Consider the following 22,047-nt stretch of genomic DNA (forward strand, 5'->3'; position numbering starts at 1 on the left):
AGCTTCTAACTGTCTGTTTATTGGAACAGTCATCACAGACTTTAAGACATCAAAAAGTATTATTGACAGTTTACGAATCCATGGTGTTGACGTAATTACTGTTGAATAAATAATATTCCTTCTGCTTCCCTTATAATAGAATGGTAAATTCATCCTTCTGGTATCAAAATGGATTTGCCATTCTCTTTTTATTCACTTAAAAATCACCAATTATCTTCTTACGGATTTACAGTATATCCCTTAATTAATTCCTTCAAATGACATTTTTGCCTCCTGTCCTAAATTTCTATCGAGAACACTACCAAAATAAAAATATTTCAGATACTATAAGTTTAAACTCCTGTTAAATAGTTTGTAACTCTTAATATACAAACGCTCCCACAAAATGTAAGCCCTTCAGCGTGGGGCAATAACTCCTAAGATTGAAGCAGAAAGGCGGTCATCGTATATGCGCAGAATAGATAGAGTGGCTAGAGAGCTTAAAAGAATGTCAAAAAGTATATCCAAAAGTGAATTAATAGAAGGATCCTTTTCAGGATTCACAGCAAAAGAACTTAGTCAAAGCTTGCAAATTGCCAGAAACTCTGTCAGTGAAGATTTAAATGAACTGGTTAAAGAAGGACGGGCAATCAAAATAAAGAGCCGCCCTGTATACTTTTTTGACCTTCAAATATTAGAGTATCGATCCGGGCAGAAAATAGAGGTTCCATCTGATCAGTATTTAAAAATAAAAGACTACTTTAAGTCATCGGAAAATCAGGTAGATACAGTGAAATATTCTCTAGGTGATAATAGTAATCATATTTTCAATGAAATTATTGGCAGTAATGAAAGTATGGAGAAGGTTATTGCCAAGCTCAAAGCAGCGATGCTCTATCCGCCGTTTGGCTTAAATGTATTACTCACAGGTGAAGCCGGTGTGGGGAAAAATAAAGTTGCAGAAACTGTTCATAAATATATGGAAAGCTATCAGCAGCAATCGATCCCTTTTATCTATTTTAATTGCTCCGAATACCATAGCAATCCAGAGCTGCTTACTTCTCATTTATTTGGCCATGTAAAGGGAGCTTTTACTGGAGCTGACGCTGATAAAGCAGGATTGATTGAGAAGGCAAATAATGGATTCCTTTTTCTGGATGAAGTACATCGATTAACATCTGAAGGGCAGGAGAAATTGTTTACTGTTTTAGATCGCAGAAGCTACTCACGAATGGGCGAATCTCTCTATCATCCAGTAAATATACGCATTATCTGCGCAACAACGGAAGATGTCCAATCTGCTCTGCTGCAGACTTTCTTGCGCAGGATCCAAGTAGTTGCACAGATTCCTTCTCTTGCTGAACGGACAGAAAAAGAAAGGTTGGAATTAGCACTGTCCTTCTTCCAGCAAGAAAGTAATCAAATAAAGAAGTCATTAAAGGTTTCTGAAGAAATCTTAAAATTTATTGCCAATCAGAATTACCCGGGGAATGTCGGTCAGATGAAAAGTGATATTCAATTGATTTGTGCAGAAGGGTACCTGCACAGTATGACCAAAAATCTAAAAACCATCTCTATTGATTATAATTTAATAGAAGATAAAAAACTTCTCCCTGCATCAGCAGATGCTGACGAACAACGGGAAGAAATCTTTTTTATTCCCGGGGACCCTTCTATCCCGGCAGACTCATTATTACAGCTGCCGAAATCAAGCAAGCAATTAGACCCTTTCTACTCATTATTGCTCAAGGAATATAAAGAATTACAAAGCAGTAACCTGTCTCATCAGGATATTTCAGCATTTTTACGGGAGAAAATTCAATCTCATTTTGACTATACGTTTCAACAGAAAAACGTAGCCAGAATCCTAGAGTACGACAACCCGATGCATTATAAAATAGATAATGTTGTCTCACATATTGAAAAGTCATTGCAGCTGTCTTTTACAAAGCTAAAGAAAAATATCTTAATCAACCATATTTATTCTCTTATTTCTATTGTAAAGAATACACCGGCAGACAGCTTATTCTTGTTTGATAAAGGGCTCGTTATTAATAAGCTTGATTATTTTGAGGAGGTAAAAAATATATGTACACATATAGAGGAAACCTTTCAACTAAACTGTCCACCGGTGGAATTATCATTTATGTCTTTATTTTTACAAAGGTTATTACATGAAGACAATACGACTGAAAGGAAATATGATAATGACATTATTATTATCGCTCATGGCGAATCCACAGCCTCCAGTTTAGCTGGTTATACAAATAAACTGTTCCAGAAAAATGTTATCCAGGCAATTGATATTCCTTTTGAACAGCCTGTAAATGAAACACTGAATCTTCTTAAGCAATTAGTGGATAAACAAAACATAAAAAAACTGGTGCTTCTCGTTGACGTCGGTTCTCCGATGTATTTTGGCAATATTATATCCAAAGAATTTCAAATCGATGTTTTGATGATTAAAGACATTAATCTATTGTCTATCATTGAGCTGATGAATGTCATCATGTATGAATCTACTGATTTTAATTATCTGCTCTCAGCCATGCATGACAGGGATTTAAAGGTCGTTCTCTATCAAAAAGAGCTGTCCTACGATAGTCAGGTCATTATCATAACCTGTGCCACAGGCATTGGGGCAGCAATAAAAATTAGAAATTTATTACAGGGTACCTTTGGAGATTATTTGCCTTCAAATCTGCGATTACTGACCTTAAGCTATGAAGAAACAAAAAGCATTGATAAACTATCCAGTTATTTGGAAGAGCATGAATACCCATTGGCAATGATCGGCACCTTTGAAACAGATCTTCTCGATGTGCCTTTTATTCCATTGGATATCCTTTTTTCCGAAAAAGGAATTGAAAATTTAATGGTTGTACTTGGATATAATATGGATAGTAAGTCGAGCAAAGTTATTCAGGAAGAAATTTCATCTAATTATATCCAAAATGTATCCTTAGAGGCTATCGCTAATTACATCGATGTTCTAAATCCTCAAAAACTGTTAATAGAAATGAAATCAGTGTATGAACACATTTGCAGGCAATTGGATATACAGCCTTCCATGCTTATTATGCTGCGTTTCTTAATTCATTGCTGTTGTACAGTAGAAAGACTCGTATCAGATGATAGTACTATTCTTAAATCGAAAAACTTCGATCCAGGTTCTTTGGATAACCAAAAAGAAATAAGTGTCATCAAACTGTCACTGCGTCCAATTGAACTGTCATATGATATAAAATTTCCTGCTATTGAAATAAAATATATCTATGAGGTTTTATTTTATTAACTCTATAAAATCTATGCTGCCAGCTATTATCTGGCAGTTTTTTTATGGAATTTAAAAATACGACAGATTATTGGCATGATTTTTGCTAATAAATTGGCAAGGAGGTGAAATGAATGGTAGAAAGGCCAAAAACATACGAGATTTTACTATTAACACATGGCGGCTGGGGAATGACGCTGAAGGAAAAACTGACCATGATCATTGGAGAAATACACGGCGTCAGTGAGGTAGCTTTAGAACCATCTGATACTACAGAAACCTTTCTCCAAAAGGTAAAAGAAAAGGTAACGAAAATGCCTGCTGATTCGCTTATTCTTACTGATATTGCTGGAGGGACAACCTCTAATATCGCATTAACATTCAGTAAAGACTATCAAATAAATATTTTATCCGGATTGAACTCCATGATGTTAATGGAAGCTATTATGCGGCAAAAGCAGCCCTTTACAGCAGAAAGCGTGGCACAAATAAGAGAAGCTGCTTTATTAAGCTGCCAGCACCTGCGGCTGCCTGACCTTAAAAATTAAAAGAAACTTTTTTACCTTTAATTGTAATCGCTTACTTAAATGCAGAAAATAATATTTTTTAAATTACTTAGGATTGCCAATCAAAAATAAACTTTAGGGGGAAATAAAAATGGCAGAAATTCAATTAGTGCGTGTTGATTTCAGATTAATTCATGGGCAGGTAATTACGAAATGGCTCAGACAAACATCTGCAAACCGTATAGTAATCATCAATGATGTTTTAGCTGCAGACGACTTTATGAAAAATATTTATGTAATGGCAGCACCGCCAAGCATTGCAGTAGATGTCTTTTCTGTAGACACTGCTATCGATTTATGGAACAAGGACCAAATGGGCAGCGGTAACTTATTTGTCCTTTTCAAGGATATTGAAACAGTCTACCGTTCTATCCAGAAAGGCCTGCCTATTAAGGATATCCAAATTGGTGGATTGGGAGCAGGACCGGGAAGGGTTGCAGTTTTTGGTCCTATCACATTAAACGAAGAGGATTCCGTTATGTTAAAGGAATTAGACGAGGAAGGCTGTAACATTTACCTGCATCAAGTACCCGATGAACCGAAAATGGAAATTAAAAAGGCTTTAGAAAAATTTCAATCTATTAAAAAATAGACATCCTATAAGAAAGGAGCTGTCCAAATGAATTTATTGGTTTCTATATTATGCGGTTTTTTATACTTTATCGGTACAAGCCGAATCGGATATGGCTTATCAACTGCAACAGGATCTCCACTTTTTTATGGATTAATTCTGGGTCTGGTATATGGAAAGCTGACAGAAGGATTAATTATCGGGGCTACGATACAGTTGATTTATATCGGTATTATCAATACAGGCGGAAATATGCCTGCTGACCAGTCACTTGCAGGAATTATCGCTATTCCAATTGCATTACAGACCGACTTATCGACAGAACTTGCTGTTGGACTTGCAGTTCCCTTTGGTGTACTCGGCGTGTTTTTAGACCAGATAAGAAGGATTTCAAACTCTTACTGGATTTCTCAAGCCGAAAAACATGCTGAAAATTTAAATCAGAGAGGAATTTTCAACTGTGCGATTACTTATCCAACAATCTTGCTCTTTTTTATTACTTTTATACCTGTATTTATTATCACACTGGTCGGCGCAGATACGGTTACCTTTATCATGGACGCTATGCCACAGGGAATCATTGATGGATTTAGTGTAGCAGGCGGTATTCTTCCTGCACTCGGGTTTGCCATTATCCTCTTAATTATTGGAAAAAGAGAGCTTATGCCCTACTTTTTCATCGGCTTTTTTGCGGTAGCTTATCTGGGAATAAATACAATGGCAGCCGCTGTATTCGGTACCTGTGTAGCAGCTATCGTTCTCTTTAATTCTATCAATCAAAAAAAGGAGTTGAGCTAGAATGACTTCAAAGCCTGCAGATCCAATTAAGGAAGCTGAAAAAAGAGCTTTATCGAATAAAGATTTATTTAAAACATTTGCACGCTGGTATTCGGCGGTTGAAGTAAGTAACTCTTATGAACGATTACAAGCCTTATCCTTTTGCTTTGCTTTATCCGGCAGCCTCCGGAAATTATACAAAGGAGATGATGAAGGCTATCGGGAAGCTCTAAAAAGACATATACAGTTTTATAATTCAGAAGGAACATTCGGCTCTATGATTCATGGTGTTACTTTATCTATGGAAGAAGAAAAAGCAAAAGGAAACGAAATTACAGAAGAAGTTGTAACAGGCTTCAAAACGGGTTTAATGGGTCCTATTGCAGGTATTGGCGATACATTAATCTGGGGGACGCTGAAACCTATTATTCTGGCATTAGCCTGTTCCCTTGCGTTAAATGGAGTTTTTGTCGGGGGACTCATTCCTTTCCTCTTTCCGATGGCGATTGTTCTTATTGGATTTGGAATGTTGAAATCAGGATATCTATTAGGTAAAGAATCTGTTATGAAGCTGATGCAAACAGGTTTAATTAATAATATTATTACGAGTGCCAGTATTCTGGGACTGTTCATGATGGGAGCATTATCATCAACCTATATCAAAATTTCTACTCCTATCCAATTTTCCGTTATGGATTCCGATCCAATTGTCTTACAGGATATTTTAGATCAAATTCTAGCAGGGGTATTACCGCTCTGTGCAGTTTTCTCAATTTATTTCTACTTTAAATATAAAGGGCAAAATTATAATAAATTAATTATTATGCTGATTGTTATTTCATTGGTTACTGGGTTCTTCGGGATACTTTCAAGCTCATAAACTATTTATATAAAGGAGTTTTTACATGGTTATTGATAAAAAAAGCTACGATTCTTATTTAGATTCCAGATTAGAAGAGCTCTGGGATATGGCTCAATATATACATGCACGTCCAGAGCTTGCATTTGAAGAAAAAGAAGCTTGTCGTGTACAATGTGAATTTTTGGAGGAAAATGGTTTTGAAGTAGAAAGAAATCTGGGCGGCCTGGAAACTGCTTATAAAGCTACTTTTCAACATAAGCCTGGTGATTTAACTCTGGCTGTTGTGTCAGAATATGATGCCTTGCCAGAAATCGGCCATGCATGCGGCCACAACTTAATTTGCACCTCCGCTTTAGGTACTGCATTAGAAACAAAAAAATTTATGGAAGACAATGAAATTGCCGGTACATTTATCGTCATGGGTACGCCTGCAGAAGAATCCGGCGGTGGGAAAATAAAACTGCTGGAGCAAAATGCTTTTGATGGTATTGATGCAATCGTGTTTATGCACCCCACCAGCGATACAACCAGATTAGCGGGAGAATGCATGTCCTCCAATTCTATCCGGATTGAGTTTGAAGGGAAGTCAGCTCATGCTTCTTCCCATCCTGCTAAAGGGATTAATGCTTTGAACGCGGCCAACTTATATTTTGTAGCGACCGGACTGATGAGACAGCATTGTAATTCTGATCTCCGCTTATCAGGCATTATTGAAGATGGCGGAAAGAGCACTGGTCAAATTCCTGACTTTGTTTCTATTAAAGCATCATTGAGCTGTTTTAAAGCAAAGGATTTAGAGGATTATACAGAAAGAGTCCGTAATTGCGCAGAAGGAGCAGCACTTGCTACTGGGTGTAAAGTAAATATCAAGATTAAACCAGGCTACTTAGGCAGAGTTCCTAATGAAATATTGTCCGAAGTTTGCAGAAAAGAACTCATTGATATTGATGAACCTGTCATGGATGGAATGCCTTTTGATTATGGCGGTGAGGATCTTGGAAACGTATCAAGGGTTATCCCTATTTGTAATCCTTATGTGACCATTTTTCCTGACTATAAAATTTCAAACCATACAGAACAGTTTAGAGATTTAGCTGATTCTCCTGCCGGGAAACGCTGTATACAGGTAAGCAGTAAAGCAATGGCAAGAACGGCAATGGAGTTATTTATGAACCCTGAAATTGTGAACAAGGCAAAAGAAGAATTAAAAGAACGGATGAAGGATGAGTAATGGATTAACCCTATAATTATCTCTTCAGTTAAAATAGCCACCCTCATTCTTAAGGGTGGCTAAAAAAGTATTATTAAGTCAAAATAACTATCACCACAACTATAAGAACACCGGCTACAATGATAGAAAGCCAATCATCCATACAAAAACCTCCGTTTAAGGAATCTCTATCTGAATACGCTCCCGTCCTTCACCATCTGCATTAATCACCCAATAGCTGTAGTCCGGCTCAGAAGTAGCAAACGCCTTATCTACTGTGACAATCAGTTTATCCTGATGATTAAAAAAGACTGGTTTTGTAACATGCTCACCAAATGATGTAATCTGCTCTGCCTGCTTCGACTCTAAGTCCATTCGATATCCTTCGTAAATATAGGTGCCATTTTCACTTGTTCTGGCTACGTCAGAGAAAGCGATATAATTCCCGTCCGATGACAACACAGGGGAATATATCATGGGTACACCGGTAGCAAAATCCCCTATTGGTGTAACAGTTGTTTCGTATCCATCTTCAAGATTATAAAACACTAGCTGATCTCCCCCATCATAGCTTCGATACATTAATGCTTCTCCATCTGGCGTTGAATCTAAGTCAGACATATCATAAGCCGCTTCGTCTGTGATCTGCTCAATCTCTTCTGTATTCAAATCAATGCGGTGAATATCGAAATCATGAGGCTGCTCTGACGCAATTGGCGAGTAATTTGTGTACACACCTGCTTTTAAAAAATATAAAGACTGCCCATCTGGTGAAAAAGCTGCCTCTGTCACTAATCCTTCCTCGTCTGTCAGTTCTTTTACCTCTCCATTTGCACGATTGAGGAGCATTAGTTTTCCAAGCGGGTGTTCCTCCTCTGTTTCCCATTGCTCTACATAGGCAATTTTCTCACCATCCGGGGAGAACGTTGGATTAAGAAGGTAGTTCCCTTCATCCGCTTTCGTTACCAGCTCTGCATTTCCACCGCTGACAGGTGCTGTATAAATTGCGGATTCACCTTTATGTGCATAAACGAAGGTAATCTCTTCATCATCCGGTGAAATATCTGCAGACTCACCGAAACCGGTGTAACCTTCCGGACCTCCTGCTAAATATCCCGTCCCCCATAAAATGAGAAATAACAGGATTATAACAGCGATGAAGCTTATATTTTTTATTGTTAGTGACATTATTTCACCCTCCGTTAGAAAATCTCAGAATGATAAAGGCCAATACAAGAGCCGCTACAGAAACCAATAAACCTGTCGCCAGAGATAAAGCCGGCTTTTTTGCGATAAAATTCATTTGGAATTTATAAAAAATCAACCAGATAAGAATTGGAATCAGCGTAATAAAGGCATCTATACCTATGCCGCCGAAGAAAAGAAATGACCATAGAAAGAACAAGCTCAAAATAATAACAATAACTCCATACAACAGATTCATAATATAACTAAACTTCACAAGCCCCTGTTTTTGGTGTTTACCATCTATCCGGCTGGTGGAATAATAAGAATTTCGAAAAACAAATACGAAACCCATCCCAACCAGAATAAGCAAATAAGCACTGAAAAGTATAGCCTGCCACTGTGATAAACCTTGCATTGACACTATATTGATGCCATTCCAGATAATATTGATTAAAAGCAGAGCATTAAGTAAATAAAAATAGCGCCCGACAATTGAAATATTAATGGCTGCCAACGTAACGATAGTGCCTGACAGCAATTGAACAACCAGCCAGACTGGAGATGGTTCATGAATAACAAAGGAAAGATGCAAATAAAAAAGAACTCCGAATACAATAGTGCAGATACCTATTAAGTACAATAATCCCCGTTGAAATGGATACATCGATTCCTGCAGCTCTTGTCCTATCCGATTCGATTCCCCAAACGCTGCTATTACTTTTTTCTCTGCCTGCTTTTCAGAGAGGCCCTCGCTGATATAATCACTTTTCGCCTCGTGTAAATGACTGAGCAGCTCTTCCCTTATTTCCTCACGTTCGCATTCTGTGCTTTGCATTTGTATCAAGACCTCTTCTACGTACTTTTCAATCCGGTTCATGATAAATCTCCAGACGTTTTCGTGATTAATTTATGGATACTATTCCATTCCTCCAGTTTTTTTTCTAAAATAGCGCTGCCTTCATCTGTTATCTGGTAATACTTCCTTCTGCCCTGCTCCACTTCTGACCAATAAGAATGAAGCCACTGCTTTTTCTCCATTCGCTTTAAAGCAGGATAAAGTGTACCTTCTCCCATGTTGTACAGCTGATCACTTTTATCTTTCAGTACCTTTACCATTTCGTAACCGTACATATCCTTTTCGGATAGCAGGTTTAACAACAAAATATCAATACTGCCCTTCATTATTTCCCGGTCCATTTTGATATCACCTCTTTCCATCATTGTAATACGATGTACATCGTAATGCAATGTAAGAGAGTGAAATATTTGGAAGGAGGAGACTATTACAATCTCCATGAGATCCGTTAGATCGGCTACCTTCAGCATTTTCACTTAATTTCTTTGAACAAAAAAACCGGACAGAGTTTGTCCGGATTCTTTTCACGATACACCAATTACCTTCAATACAAATTCTATAAAGAACAGCATAGATACAGTAAGCAGCGGTATAGATATTTCTTTTCGTTTTCCCAAAGCTATTTTAACAATGGGATATGCAATAAATCCAAATGCCATACCGTCGCCGATGCTATATGTAAATGGAATCATTACAATAATCAACAGCGCAGGTATACATTCAGCAAATTGCTCCCAGGGCAAGTATTTAATATTTTGGGCCATTAGAAAACCAACGATGATTAATATCGGACTGATTGCAGTTGCCGGAACCATTGATATCCAAGGAATAATAAAAATAGTAGCTAAGAATAATATTCCTGCTGTTATGGCCGCTTTGCCCGTACGTCCGCCAGAAGCAATAACCGCAGCGTTTTCTGCTCCTGATACAGTAGGTGATGTCCCGAATATACCGGATAACAGAGCGGATGTTGCTGTGATACGATAAGACCTGCTATAAGCCTCTGTTTTCTTCAGCATATCTAACTGGCTCGATAAAATACCCATATTCTCAAATATCAGAATCAATGCCAGTGAAAACACAGAAACCCAAAAGGATATTTCAGCAGCGGCTGAAAATGATGGCATAAACAGCATTTCACTAAACTTGAAATGAACCGAAGCTGCTTCTTCTGTCGACACTCCGAACAACACGGCAATAACAGTCCCAATAATCATGGTAAGAAGGAAATTCGCGGGCACCCCTTTTACAAATAAGTAAATGGCAATAAATAAAGTGATTATCCCGGCGATAACGCTTGGTGAGGTAAAATCCCCTATAGCAATGACAGATTGCTCACCTGCAGTTATAATCCCGCTTTTTTCTACACCGATCAGGATGAGAAAAAAGCCTAGCCCGATTGTTATCCCATGTTTTAAGGATTCTGGAATAGCTTCTCTTAAAACGACTCCCATTTTTGTAAATGCTGTCAGCATAAATAAAATTCCTGCCATCCAAACTACAGCCAGACCCTCATTAAAGCTGAACCCATTATTTCCAATAATGGAATAGGCGAATAAAGCATTTATCCCCATACCAGGTATCAGGATAAGAGGAAGTTTTCCAAAAAACCCCATAAGCATTGTTCCTGCAAAGCTCGCCAATATCGTCGCAATCATACCAGCTTCCAAAGAAAGACCTGCCTCATTTAAAATAGAACCGTTCACGACAACAATATAAACCATTGTCAGATAGCCGATTATTCCTGCAACAATGTCTTTTTTTAATTCATTATTTTGCTGCATTACAAACCTCTATAAATTCATATCCCTCTCCCACCCGACAAAGCATAATCACTTTATCCACAAATGCATTATTTAGTATACCCTGATAAACCATCATCAATAAGTGTCCCGTACTCAAGCAGTTTATCGCTGATGGTTTATGGTTTGATATCAGGACTTTGTATCTGTTTCAGCCATGCTCTCCAGCTCTCTTTTAGTAAGCTGGCGATCATACGCTTTCACAAATGGGTAGTATAGAATTGCATCTAAAATCATTAACAGAATAACCAGGACAAATGCTTTCCAATCTAATGTTGAGAAGAAAGCTCCTATAAAAGGCGGCATTTGCCAAGATAACATCGAAAAAGTTTTCCCTACCAGTCCTATGGACATACAAATATAACTAATCGTAGCATTCAATGTCGATGTCAGCAAGAACGGAATAAGGAACATCGGATTCAGCATTAAAGGTATCCCGAAAATTAATGGCTCCGAGATATTAAATAGTGCCGGTACAACACCTACTTTTCCAACATTCTTTAATTGTTTTGATTTAGCTAAGAATATTAATAGAAACGCTAAACCAATAACAGAGCCCGCACCGCCAATGGCTGTGAAATACGTCCAAAATGACGTAGTAAATATATGTGGCAGTTGTTCTCCCGCCATTTGTGCAGCTGCATTGATAGATATATTCCCATCACGGATTGGCCCCATAACTCCTCCAAGAGCAGCATCATGAATACCAAAGAACCAGAATATATGTGTCAGGATGGTAATAAAAATAACAAATGCTAAGCTGTCTGCCGATTTAAAGGTTGGTGATAAGAAATCAAACATTGCTTGTGCCATATTTGTATCAAAAGAGTTGAAGATGGCGTAAACAATCGTATAACCTACAATGATAACTATCCCAGGAATCAAGGATGCAAACACATCACTTAAACTGGCTGGAACACTTGGCGGCATTTTTATTTTACCAAATTCTTTTTGCTGCATAATCCGATAGAGTTCTGTCGTTCCAATGCCGATTAGAATAGCTGACAGCAGTCCTTTGCCGTCAATAAAACTAAATTCTAATGTTTTTGCATCAAATCCCAATTCTTGGGGCTGAGTAACAAGTAAGAAAAAGCCCATGGTGGAAAATAAAATCGGAATAAACGAATTAACTTTATAAAAACGGCATAGAAAGTGTGTAATTCCGATACAAACATATAAAGACATGGCACCCAATGTAAACGCAAACACCCAGTTCAATACTTCTGCATTATTTAATGCAAATTTTTCCCATGCAAGCAAGAAACCATTCGTTGTTTCCTCAGTTACAGGAGGAGAGCTTATAATGGCTACAAGCCCTCCTGCTAATGTAATCGGTAAGAGACTGATAAAGGCATCACGAATAGCTGCAAGATGACGCTGCTGTCCAAATTTATTAGCAATCGGCATGACTTTATTTTCCATCACCGCCGTTACCGAGTTAAATTTACTCATGGCTATTTCTCTCCTTCATAAAATTCGAATGCATCTTTCAGTATTCCTTCCGCATCCATAATGCCATATTTTGATAAATCTATTGTCATTACCGGGACTACAGCGTTCGCTTTTATTTCATTTAATTGAAATCGAATTTGCGGTCCTACCAGAATAATATCCACATTTTCTAATTTATCCTGATATTCACTGACTCCCACTGCCCGTACTGTCGCTTTCCCGCCTGACGCATCTTCCATTTTACGTGCCAGTATTCCTGAAGACATCCCCGCATTACAAACGATTAATATGTTTACCATTGTATTAACTCCTCTCGATAGCAGTCCCATTGGACTCACAAACTTTTTTATACCAGTAGTAGGATGCTTTTGGCTTTCTTTCAAAGTTGTTTTCAAAATCTACTCCAACTAACCCGTACCGTTTTTCATGACCATTCTTCCAAGAATAAAGGTCCATCGTTGACCAGATAAAATAGCCCAATACCTCAGCTCCGTCATCAATTGCATTTAGAATAGCGTTAATATGCTCATTTAAGAAATGTATACGGCCTTGGTCATCAACGGATTTCTCATTTGGCACATCTTCATAGAAAGCTACTCCGTTTTCCGTAATAAAGATTGGCACCTTGTATTTCTCATATGCCCGTATAATTCCATGGTATAAGCCTTGAGGATAAATTTCTGTATCCCATTCGGTATAAGTGGAATCCGGATTGTCAAACACCTGTTCAAACCAGCCTTTTACAACCACTTTGCTGGATCCTTTTGCTTCTGATCCTTTATTATTGATACGTAAAATACTCTCTCCTCCGGTATATGGTTTAATAAGTGCTCTTGCATAATAGTTCAACCCGGCAAAATCAACGGTGTTGTTCTTTATAGCTTCAAAATCCGCTTCTTTCATAAAGCTTAAATCATACTTTTCATTCAGCATACCCAGCATATCAATTGGAATCTCACCTTTAATGGCAGTGTCTAAAATCCAATTATTGAAATAGTTATCAGCTTTACGCATAGCAATTTTTGTTTCCAGACTGTCATCAACACCAAAAATAGGAGCATAGCTATGAACAATTCCAATTTGACCTTTCATTTTCATCTCCCGGAATACTCCTACTGTTAAAGCATTGGCAAGCATCATATAAAAAGAGGCTTGAATCGTTTTTTGTGTATCATCTATCCCAGGAGGATAATTCCCTATTTTATAGCCGCTGAAGACGTAGTATCGCGGTTCATTAAATGTAGACCAGTAGGTTACTTTGTCTCCATATTCCTTGAAGCAGACCTTTGCATACTCTACATAGGCATCACAAATTTCACGTTCAGCCCATCCACCCTTGTCTTCCAGATATTGAGGCAAATCCCAATGAAACAATGTTACAAATGGCTCAATCCCATTTTTCAAACATTCATCAATAATATTATGATAAAACTGAACCCCTTCCGGATTTACTTCACCCTTATCATTTATGATAATTCTGGGCCAGGCAATGGAGAAACGGTATGCTTTATGCCCTCCTTCTTTCATTAAGCGAATATCTTCTTTGTATTTATGGTAATGATCAGAAGCATCATTCCCATTCTCTAAATTATTTTCATGCAAATATACATCCCATAAAGAAGGTACCCGTCCTCCTTCATTCCATCCTCCTTCACATTGATAGGATGCCGTCGCTGTTCCCCATAAAAAATTTTTATTAATCATTTTTTTACCTCACCTTCTAATTTTTTATAGATATCTATGACCTCATTAGCCAAATCAATTGTAAGTTGTCCCATCATAAAATGATCTTCACTATGCATTAGTAACAGGGATATTTCTGTTTTGTCCCCTCCAGCTTCCTTTTGAATCATGTCTGTATGCGTTTTTTGTGCAAGAAGTAATTCCTCTTTTCCTTTTTCAACGCATTCGCTTGCTTTTTCCCACTCACCAGACTTCGCGAAAGCAATCGCTTCCATTCCATAACTGCGAGCATTTCCACTATGCAGAATCAGTCCAAATGACACTGCTTCTGTTTCTTCACTTAAACTCATCGTAATGACACCTCTCTATCTGTTCTCTACGTAAACAATCATAACTTCAATAGATATGTGCAGTGAAATAATTATTTGCCTATCGCGTTAGGAAAAACATGACACACCCGTATAGGACGCCTGCTGCCGGTTAAGCTATAAATAAGTTTTCCATGGTATTTTCCTCACTTGAATGATAATTAAATAAATGGCAGATTTTCTTTTAATAGAGAAATTATAAGACTAGATTGATTAATCTATTGCTTTTCAAAATAAGAGTGATTATGATTAAATATAAGAAATTTATCTACAAAAGACTCCTCTCTCTATAGTCAATATTCTCTACAAAATAATTGGTTTATAAATCATTTTTTAATGATAAGGGAGGACACTATGAATAAGCGGCAAACCAAGCTAGTACAGTATCTTATCAGCCACAATGATTGGGTAAAAGGGAATCAATTAGCAGCTTACTTAAATGTAAGCTCGCGTACGATACGTAATGATATTCAAACTCTGCAGTTGACCGGGTTTAAAATAAGTTCTTCTAAAACTTACGGGTACCGTATAGAGGAATTGCCCGAAGCCGTGCAGAATTTAGAAAAAAAGAATGAATTTCCTGAAAGCGCATATGACCGCATGGTATATATTTTAAAAAGGCTTCTCCATGTTTCCGAACAGCAAAATATATTTGATTTAGCTGATGAATTATTTGTAAGCGAGTCCACAATTGAAAAAGACTTATATCGCTTGAAAGATTTTATTACAAATACAGAAAGTAAAGTAAGGCTGGAAAGAGTAGAAAACAGCATTTTGCTTGAAGGAAGCACGCGTGCTAAAAGAACACTATGGTCCAAACTGATCTTCAATGAAATTAAAGAAGATTTGTTTGATATTTATGAGCTCGAAAACCATTTTAACGAAATAAATCTAAAAGATATTAAGGATATCCTCTCTGAGGTGCTCTCTGAATACAAAATATATTTAAATGACTTATCCATGATCAACATGGTTATTCATGTGGCAATTATACTCGATACCATCATGCGTAAGGAACAGACAATCCCTTCGACGGAGGTTGATTATATCAGTTCCAAAGAAGAGCTGGCAGCCTCTGAAAAAATTTGTAATAAGCTGGGGGAATTGTACGGCATAACCATTCCCCGCCCAGAAATTAGATATATAGCCATATTAATTGGCGGAAAGAAAAGCTACTATAACGATACTTTAAAACAGCCCAAAAATATGGTGGAAAATCGCTTTTCAAAGCTTGCAGAAGAGTTAATTCAATCTATCAGTAATAAATTTTTAATCGATTTAAGTGAAGATGAAAAATTACACATTGATCTTTCCATGCATTTGAAATCACTTTACAACCGTAATCAACGCGGAGTTGAAATTCATAATCCTGTTTTAATGGAAACACAAAGAAAATTTCCGTTAATTTATGATTTGGGTATATTTATGGGGCTGGAGTATGAATTAAAAACAAAACAAAAATTAAACGAAGATGAAATTGGTCTGTTGACATTGCACCTGTGCATTGCCTTTGAACGCCTGGCAAAAAAAAGACAAACGAGTAACAGGATTGCCATTCTTTGCCCAACAGGCTTTACAACCAGCCGCTTATTGAAGGCAAAGCTAGAAAATATTTATGGTGAAAAAATCGGCCAATTGGAGTTATTCTCTCTTTCCGACAGCTGGGATGCGATTGCTCAATTCAACCCTGACCTTGTTCTTACAACAGCAAGGGTTCCTGAAGATTTTCCTTTTTCTACGTTAGAAGTGACACCATTTCTGTCTGAAAAAGAAATAGAAAAAATTGACGCGTATCTTCAGCCAAAAGAAGAAAATTTAAATAACCAGAATGTGGCATCATACTTTAGTGAAAATTTATTCTTTCCAGACATAACAAAACAAACACCGGATGAGGTGATTGCATTTCTCTCATCCGAATTAGAGAGACAAGGAATAGTCCCGCCAAAATATAACGAATTAATTTTAGCCCGGGAAGCAATCTCATCCACTGCCTATGGAAACTTAATTGCTTTGCCGCATCCTATTGAGAAAGTGGCCAGTAAAACAATTATCGCGGTTTGTACACTAAGTCAGCCGATTCAGTGGAACAATCAAAAAGTGCAGCTGGTTCTGTTATTTGCCCTTGCAAATGATAAAAGAGAACTGATGGATAGTTTGTTTAGAGAGATTATTGATATGCTGGACAATCCTAAAAAGGTTAAAAAAATATTACAAGCCAAGGACTTTGAATCCTTTGCTGAGTTAATCAGATAATATAATAGCTGCTTATAAATAAGAAGCAGCTATTACTAAACAGAAAGGAGCTAGAACACGGACTAGCCCCTTTTTTGTTATAAGAGCCATACTTTCTCAGGAAAAGCATTCAAGTATCTATCCTGTCTCTATACTCCTAATTTTCAATCTGTAATATACAATCAAAAGAAGGAGGTGTCTCTTTGCTGATTCATAAAATGAAATATATTAATAATTTAACAGTTCAGGAACAGCATATTATAGATTATATTCTGGAGCATCCGGGCCAGCTATTTGATTTAACTGCAAATGAATTAGCAAAAGCCACTTTTACCAGTTCTTCCACGATAATCAGACTTTGTAAAAAGCTTGGAGCAAAAGGATTTCCAGACTTTCAAATAAAATTTGCTTTGGAATATAAAGACCTTCACATGGAGAAATATCAAATGAGCAGTCATAATTCTCTAAATGATGATAAAGAGATTCATAAAAGCATCCATTCACTGCCCTTTATTTATGAAGAAGCTATATATGAAACACAGAAGATGCTTGATTATGAACGGATTACAAAGATAATAAAATGGATTAGCAATGCTGATCGGGTGAACATCTATGGGGTAGATGCAAATTATTATATTGCTCAGCAGATTTGCGCAAGGTGGAATGAATTTAGGACCAATGCTTTAGCATTTAATAGCATAAATAAACATTATCTAGTCAATATCAACCAAAAAGAGAAGCATATTTCTTTTGTTATTTCACATAGCGGGAATAACAAAGCGATTATTGATATTGCTCAAACGATAAGGTTGTACAATCAAAAAGTCATTGCTGTTACAGGAAATGAGAAAAGTGAACTTATCTCCATAACGGATGATTATATTAAAAGCTATACTTCAACAGAACAATTTGCTTTATCTAAAATTATTAACAATACATCGACACAATATATTTTTGATATTTTGTATCTTAATTTACTGGATAATATTCATTCAGTCAGCAAAAAAAAGCTGATGGATGAAATTTAAATTCATTAATCAGCTTCTTTTTACAAGAAACAGCGAAAGCGATTACCAAAAACGTAAAAACCTGTTCTCCATTGAAAAATGCTGTGCTAAGATAAGGCTAAATTACAGGAGAATAGGAGAGATGAATATGTTGTCTATTGCTTTTATTGGTTATGGTAATTCAGTAACTAATTATCATTTACCTTATTTAGAAAAAAGAGAAAGTATAAATGTGAAGTATATATACAGAAGAGCTGAAGATCGTATACACGAAGGCATAGAACACGAGAATTGGTATCCTGATATCAACTTTACGAGTGATTTAGATGAGATCCTGAATGATAAAGAGATTGAATTAATAGTGGTATGTACACACGCAGATAGTCATGCAGAATATGCCAGGACAGCGCTGCAAAATAACAAAAACGTATTAGTAGAAAAGCCCTTCGCTTCCACTCTGGACGAGGCAAAGGAGATTTTTGAGCTTGCTAAATCCAAAGGTCTTATTGCGATGGCAAACCAAAATAGAAGGTTTGATGGAGACTTCTTAACATTGAAGAAAGTGCTTGACAGTGGAGTACTCGGGAACATTATTGAAATTCAATCGCATTATGATTATTTTCGACCGGAAAAAATTCAAAAAGGCTTTAAAACACTTCATCTTCTGGCTGTTCATACCATTGACCAGATTATATCATTATATGGAAACCCTGATAGAATCTATTACGATGTAAGAAGTATTTATTGTCCCGGGGAAAGTGATGATTTTACAGATATCGATTTTTATTATGGTACACAAATGAAAGCAACAGTTAAATGCAGCAACAGTGTCAAAATAGAGCATCCTAAATTTACAGTTCATGGGGACCGGGGAAGTTTTATAAAGTATAGCAGCGGTCACCAGAAGAAAAATCCTGACGGAGCAACAAAAGTATCCTTCATACAAGAACCTGAAAATAATTGGGGAAAGATTTCCTACTTCGATGAAAATGGAAAAGAAGTAAATAAGAGCATCCCTTCAGAAATAACCGATTATGCAATTTTGTATGAGAAGCTGTTTGACAGTATCCGGAACGGAACTGAAAAACCTGTAAAAGATGATGAAGTGCTAACAGTGATGGAGATTTTGAATAATGGAATAAAAGAAGCTTCCAAGAATCACTAATTTGACGAGGAGGGTTACAAAATGAAGATAGCAACGATTGGTTCAGGTTTTATTGTAGACTGGTTTTTGACAGCATTAAATGAAATTGAAGGAGCAAGCTGTGTGGCAGTTTATTCCCGTAAAGAAGAAACCGCGAAACCTTTGGCAGATAAGTATCAAATAGATAAAATTTATACAGATTTAGATCAAATGGTTGCCGATTCAAGTATTGAGTTTATATATGTTGCTTCACCAAACAGCCTGCATTTTGAGCATGCTTTTCAAGCGTTAAAACATGGGAAACATGTCATTTGTGAGAAGCCGTTTACCTCAACTGCAAAGGAAGCAAAAGCATTAATAGAATTAGCTAAACAAAACCAATTAATGCTCTTTGAAGCTATTTCAAACATTCATTTACCTAATTATCAAGCAGTCAAAGAAGAAGTTAAAAAGCTGGGGAAACTAAAATTCGTGCAATGTAACTACAGTCAATATTCAAGCCGTTATAATAAGCTGTTAGATGGTGAAAACCCAAATGTCTTTAATCCCGCTTTTTCCGGCGGAGCACTAGCCGATATTAATATTTATAATTTGCATTTTGTTATGAATCTATTTGGTGTTCCGGATTCTGTAAGCTATACGGCAAATATACATGGAAACGGCATTGACACATCCGGTGTACTCGTGATGAAATACCCTGATTTCATAGCAGAGTGTGTTGGGGCAAAGGACTCAAACAGTATGAACTTTGGGTTAATTCAAGGAGAGAAAGGATACATTCATGTTAAGGATGGAGCGAATGTATGTAAACAAGTGATAACCTATATAAATGATGAAGTAACCGAAATAAACAGCCAGACAAAAAGCAACTGGTTAATATACGAATTAGCAGTCTTTAACGATATATTTAACAGCAGCAATTTCTCCAAATGCTATGAATTACTAGACTATTCTTATGAGGTAATAAAAGTCTTCGAACAGGCACGAAAAAAAGGCGGAATTTATTATCCCGCCGATCAAAAATAACTGATTTATATAATTCTATTCTTCCTGGCTCCTCTATTATAGAGGGGCCTGAATCATATATTCAAAAAAACAACATCTTTAAAATCCAATAGATTTGATGCATTCTTCATCATTTCAAAAACATCTTGATTCTCAAATAAGGATAATATAGAGTCATTTATAGTTAAAAATATTTGCTTATCAAGTTTATTAATAGCTATCAGTAAAACAACATTTACCGTATTATCACCCCAAATAATACCTCTTTTACTGACTACGATACCAATTTTTGTTTGCAACGCATTCATATGAACAGAATGCGGTATAGCAACTTGTCCAAAGGATGTTGAAGAAGCATTCTCTCTTTCAAATACATCTTCTTGAAAGGAGTGCGAAACAAAGCCCATGTCTTCCATCTTATCACATACAATTTCAATAACCTCATCTTTCGAAACACTTTCCAGTTTAAAGAATAACTCTTCATGAAAATACTTATCAAAATTATTGAAGATAAGTTCTCTTTTCTTCGATTGCTGTATTTCATATATTTTTTCGTGAATTTCCCTCTTTTGATTATCTAGATGGAACGGAGAAATTAACACAGACGGATAATAATTATTTCTCTCGTCTTCAATAACTGTAATCAATAAATCAAAAGAATATTTCTCCACTTCTTCATAGCTGGACAGTATTGCTTCAATGGAAATATCATTAGAAAACTCCAGTAATAATTGATTGTATATCTTTTTTTCAAGACCTAAATAATCTGAACACAGAAGGATACATTTTAATTTATCCGTTGTTGAATTTTGTCTGTCAATTTCCGTCCCGACATGGAGAAAAATAAAAGCGACTTCATCCTCTTTTATTTCGATATTATATATATCTGAAAGTCTTAATGATACGAAGATTGCTATATCATAAATAATAGGCCAATCACGCTTTATTTTTTCTAAAAAAGGGTTCTTATTATATTTTTTTAAAGAAGCCCTCGTTACTAACGACTTAACATGCAAGCCAAATGGAACAATAAAGCTTTCATGATTTAAATCAATAGAATACAACTCCGAAACTTCTTCAATTATTCCATAAACTGTATCCAAATACTCTGAGCCAATTACCTTTTTCAATTTATTGTAATTGGAATCAATAAGATAATTCACATTTGTTTTAAAGAGAATGTAAATTTCATTTCTTTCATAGGAATTTAAATTAATTGAAAAATCATTTTCAATCCTTTCTGATAATTTTTCAATTAATGCCAGTTCAGCATCATTTTTCGTAATAATTTCACGAATTTCTGAAAGAGAGTATCCTTTTTTAACCCTTTCAATAAGAATAGAAAAATGTAACAGCAAATTCATAAAGGAAAAATTATTTAAACTGTAATTATTTTTTTTGAAAAAATCACTGATAATATTAGATATTTTCCCTATATCCTCTTCATCAAATGATTGTTTTAATGTATTTAAATCAAGAATACGATTATTTGTTTCTTTAAAAATAACATCTGATAATAAAGAGCGCTTATCCTTCTCAGCACCTTTTATTTGTACAATATCATTCTGAGTGGAGAATCGGACATTAAACATCTGAAAAGTAGTGTTCATCTTTGCAAGATCACCTTTGAGCGTTGAATAGCCGATAAACAACTCATTACAAAGATCAAATACATTTGGGTTTTTATGTTCTACTAATATTTTTTTGATAATATAAAACGCTCTTTCCGAGTAGTTTTGCGGTAAAGAGTGTTGTTTATCCAAGAAAGACAGCGCATCCTGTTTATTAATTAAATAACCTTTATTAGAGGAGTGAATAATCTTCTTATCAGTCATCAAATTAATATCTTTAATATATGTTTTAACCGTCCGGACAGAAATGTCTAAAAGTTTCGCTAATTCGGCAGCAGCGCAGGGAGAATGTTGCTCCATCAAATAAAACATTAATTTTTTCTTCTTGTTTGTCATCGTATCACCCCCACTTTAAAATATATCTTTAACTTCATTATAATGAAATCAGTTGTTCCCAGTTCAACTTCTCAATTGCACGATAGGGTGCAATTTTTTAATTT

The 22,047-nt window shown here is 36.1% G+C and carries 19 protein-coding genes; 10 read left to right on the plus strand and 9 right to left on the minus strand.

Annotation, left to right across the window (positions count from 1 at the left end; all coding sequences use genetic code 11):
- Positions 1 to 487 precede the first annotated feature (487 nt).
- The 6 genes from OSO01_RS18270 (at position 488) to OSO01_RS18295 (ending at position 7,260) form a co-directional block, all read left to right on the plus strand.
- Positions 488 to 3,274, plus strand: a complete 2,787-nt coding sequence (locus OSO01_RS18270) for a sigma 54-interacting transcriptional regulator (protein WP_186813702.1) — start codon at positions 488 to 490, stop codon at positions 3,272 to 3,274.
- A gap of 113 nt (positions 3,275 to 3,387) precedes the next feature.
- A complete protein-coding gene (locus tag OSO01_RS18275; RefSeq protein ID WP_147211885.1) occupies positions 3,388 to 3,801 on the plus strand; it encodes a PTS sugar transporter subunit IIA in 414 nt (137 codons plus the stop codon).
- 109 nt (positions 3,802 to 3,910) lie between these two features.
- On the plus strand, positions 3,911 to 4,411 hold the full coding sequence (locus tag OSO01_RS18280) for a PTS sugar transporter subunit IIB (protein WP_147211886.1): 501 nt from the start codon (positions 3,911 to 3,913) through the stop codon (positions 4,409 to 4,411).
- Between the two features lie 27 nt (positions 4,412 to 4,438).
- Complete coding sequence (locus OSO01_RS18285; RefSeq protein WP_147211887.1) at positions 4,439 to 5,188, plus strand: PTS mannose/fructose/sorbose/N-acetylgalactosamine transporter subunit IIC; 750 nt, start codon at positions 4,439 to 4,441, stop codon at positions 5,186 to 5,188.
- A 1-nt stretch (position 5,189) separates the two neighbouring features.
- Positions 5,190 to 6,047 (plus strand): PTS system mannose/fructose/sorbose family transporter subunit IID, encoded by an 858-nt coding sequence (locus tag OSO01_RS18290; protein WP_147211888.1) that lies wholly within the window; start codon positions 5,190 to 5,192, stop codon positions 6,045 to 6,047.
- A gap of 25 nt (positions 6,048 to 6,072) precedes the next feature.
- Entirely contained in the window at positions 6,073 to 7,260 is a 1,188-nt protein-coding gene (locus OSO01_RS18295; RefSeq protein ID WP_147211889.1) for an amidohydrolase, read from the plus strand.
- Between the two features lie 156 nt (positions 7,261 to 7,416).
- Here OSO01_RS18295 and OSO01_RS18300 read toward each other — a convergent pair whose 3' ends face one another.
- From OSO01_RS18300 to OSO01_RS18335, 8 genes are all read right to left on the minus strand, one after another.
- Positions 7,417 to 8,427 (minus strand): TolB family protein, encoded by a 1,011-nt coding sequence (locus OSO01_RS18300; protein ID WP_147211890.1) that lies wholly within the window; start codon positions 8,425 to 8,427, stop codon positions 7,417 to 7,419.
- Between the two features lie 4 nt (positions 8,428 to 8,431).
- Positions 8,432 to 9,304 (minus strand): permease prefix domain 1-containing protein, encoded by an 873-nt coding sequence (locus tag OSO01_RS18305; protein WP_147211891.1) that lies wholly within the window; start codon positions 9,302 to 9,304, stop codon positions 8,432 to 8,434.
- Positions 9,301 to 9,624, minus strand: coding sequence for a PadR family transcriptional regulator (locus tag OSO01_RS18310; protein WP_077602564.1), 324 nt, complete (start codon positions 9,622 to 9,624; stop codon positions 9,301 to 9,303). The genes OSO01_RS18305 and OSO01_RS18310 overlap by 4 nt, the downstream gene beginning before the upstream one ends.
- Before the next feature lie 183 nt (positions 9,625 to 9,807).
- The gene (locus tag OSO01_RS18315) at positions 9,808 to 11,067 is read right to left on the minus strand and encodes an NCS2 family permease (protein WP_147211892.1); all 1,260 of its coding nucleotides are present in this window, start codon (positions 11,065 to 11,067) and stop codon (positions 9,808 to 9,810) included.
- Positions 11,068 to 11,217: 150 nt separating this feature from the next.
- On the minus strand, positions 11,218 to 12,537 hold the full coding sequence (locus tag OSO01_RS18320; RefSeq protein WP_147211893.1) for a PTS sugar transporter subunit IIC: 1,320 nt from the start codon (positions 12,535 to 12,537) through the stop codon (positions 11,218 to 11,220).
- Positions 12,538 to 12,539: 2 nt separating this feature from the next.
- Complete coding sequence (locus OSO01_RS18325; protein ID WP_147211894.1) at positions 12,540 to 12,836, minus strand: PTS sugar transporter subunit IIB; 297 nt, start codon at positions 12,834 to 12,836, stop codon at positions 12,540 to 12,542.
- 4 nt (positions 12,837 to 12,840) lie between these two features.
- Entirely contained in the window at positions 12,841 to 14,238 is a 1,398-nt protein-coding gene (locus OSO01_RS18330; protein WP_147211914.1) for a glycoside hydrolase family 1 protein, read from the minus strand.
- The gene (locus OSO01_RS18335; protein WP_147211895.1) at positions 14,238 to 14,570 is read right to left on the minus strand and encodes a PTS sugar transporter subunit IIA; all 333 of its coding nucleotides are present in this window, start codon (positions 14,568 to 14,570) and stop codon (positions 14,238 to 14,240) included. The genes OSO01_RS18330 and OSO01_RS18335 overlap by 1 nt, the downstream gene beginning before the upstream one ends.
- 372 nt (positions 14,571 to 14,942) lie before the next feature.
- Between OSO01_RS18335 and OSO01_RS18340 the strand changes: the two genes are divergently transcribed.
- The 4 genes from OSO01_RS18340 (at position 14,943) to OSO01_RS18355 (ending at position 19,997) form a co-directional block, all read left to right on the plus strand.
- Positions 14,943 to 16,841, plus strand: coding sequence for a BglG family transcription antiterminator (locus OSO01_RS18340; protein WP_186813703.1), 1,899 nt, complete (start codon positions 14,943 to 14,945; stop codon positions 16,839 to 16,841).
- 182 nt (positions 16,842 to 17,023) lie between these two features.
- Positions 17,024 to 17,848, plus strand: a complete 825-nt coding sequence (locus tag OSO01_RS18345; RefSeq protein WP_147211897.1) for a MurR/RpiR family transcriptional regulator — start codon at positions 17,024 to 17,026, stop codon at positions 17,846 to 17,848.
- 121 nt (positions 17,849 to 17,969) lie between these two features.
- Positions 17,970 to 18,992 carry a Gfo/Idh/MocA family oxidoreductase gene (locus OSO01_RS18350; RefSeq protein ID WP_246145219.1) on the plus strand — a complete coding sequence of 341 codons (1,023 nt, stop codon included), beginning with the start codon at positions 17,970 to 17,972 and terminating at the stop codon, positions 18,990 to 18,992.
- 21 nt (positions 18,993 to 19,013) lie between these two features.
- Positions 19,014 to 19,997: a Gfo/Idh/MocA family protein gene (locus tag OSO01_RS18355; RefSeq protein WP_147211898.1), complete on the plus strand. Its 984-nt coding sequence runs from the start codon at positions 19,014 to 19,016 to the stop codon at positions 19,995 to 19,997.
- A 53-nt stretch (positions 19,998 to 20,050) separates the two neighbouring features.
- Here the strand turns inward: OSO01_RS18355 and OSO01_RS18360 are convergent, their stop codons facing one another.
- Complete coding sequence (locus OSO01_RS18360) at positions 20,051 to 21,943, minus strand: BglG family transcription antiterminator (protein ID WP_147211899.1); 1,893 nt, start codon at positions 21,941 to 21,943, stop codon at positions 20,051 to 20,053.
- Positions 21,944 to 22,047: the final 104 nt, after the last annotated feature.

The organism is Oceanobacillus sojae (genome assembly GCF_007991515.1).
GTDB classification, from domain to species: domain Bacteria; phylum Bacillota; class Bacilli; order Bacillales; family Amphibacillaceae; genus Oceanobacillus; species Oceanobacillus sojae.

Bases quoted from the DNA above. Each gene is read 5' to 3' on its own strand.
- OSO01_RS18270 (WP_186813702.1), top strand. From the start codon at position 488: ATGTCAAAAAGTATATCCAAAAGTGAATTAATAGAAGGATCCTTTTCA.
- OSO01_RS18275 (WP_147211885.1), top strand. From the start codon at position 3,388: ATGGTAGAAAGGCCAAAAACATACGAGATTTTACTATTAACACATGGC.
- OSO01_RS18280 (WP_147211886.1), top strand. From the start codon at position 3,911: ATGGCAGAAATTCAATTAGTGCGTGTTGATTTCAGATTAATTCATGGG.
- OSO01_RS18285 (WP_147211887.1), top strand. From the start codon at position 4,439: ATGAATTTATTGGTTTCTATATTATGCGGTTTTTTATACTTTATCGGT.
- OSO01_RS18290 (WP_147211888.1), top strand. From the start codon at position 5,190: ATGACTTCAAAGCCTGCAGATCCAATTAAGGAAGCTGAAAAAAGAGCT.
- OSO01_RS18295 (WP_147211889.1), top strand. From the start codon at position 6,073: ATGGTTATTGATAAAAAAAGCTACGATTCTTATTTAGATTCCAGATTA.
- OSO01_RS18300 (WP_147211890.1), bottom strand. From the start codon at position 8,427: ATGTCACTAACAATAAAAAATATAAGCTTCATCGCTGTTATAATCCTG.
- OSO01_RS18305 (WP_147211891.1), bottom strand. From the start codon at position 9,304: ATGAACCGGATTGAAAAGTACGTAGAAGAGGTCTTGATACAAATGCAA.
- OSO01_RS18310 (WP_077602564.1), bottom strand. From the start codon at position 9,624: ATGGACCGGGAAATAATGAAGGGCAGTATTGATATTTTGTTGTTAAAC.
- OSO01_RS18315 (WP_147211892.1), bottom strand. From the start codon at position 11,067: ATGCAGCAAAATAATGAATTAAAAAAAGACATTGTTGCAGGAATAATC.
- OSO01_RS18320 (WP_147211893.1), bottom strand. From the start codon at position 12,537: ATGAGTAAATTTAACTCGGTAACGGCGGTGATGGAAAATAAAGTCATG.
- OSO01_RS18325 (WP_147211894.1), bottom strand. From the start codon at position 12,836: ATGGTAAACATATTAATCGTTTGTAATGCGGGGATGTCTTCAGGAATA.
- OSO01_RS18335 (WP_147211895.1), bottom strand. From the start codon at position 14,570: ATGAGTTTAAGTGAAGAAACAGAAGCAGTGTCATTTGGACTGATTCTG.
- OSO01_RS18340 (WP_186813703.1), top strand. From the start codon at position 14,943: ATGAATAAGCGGCAAACCAAGCTAGTACAGTATCTTATCAGCCACAAT.
- OSO01_RS18350 (WP_246145219.1), top strand. From the start codon at position 17,970: ATGAATATGTTGTCTATTGCTTTTATTGGTTATGGTAATTCAGTAACT.
- OSO01_RS18355 (WP_147211898.1), top strand. From the start codon at position 19,014: ATGAAGATAGCAACGATTGGTTCAGGTTTTATTGTAGACTGGTTTTTG.
- OSO01_RS18360 (WP_147211899.1), bottom strand. From the start codon at position 21,943: ATGACAAACAAGAAGAAAAAATTAATGTTTTATTTGATGGAGCAACAT.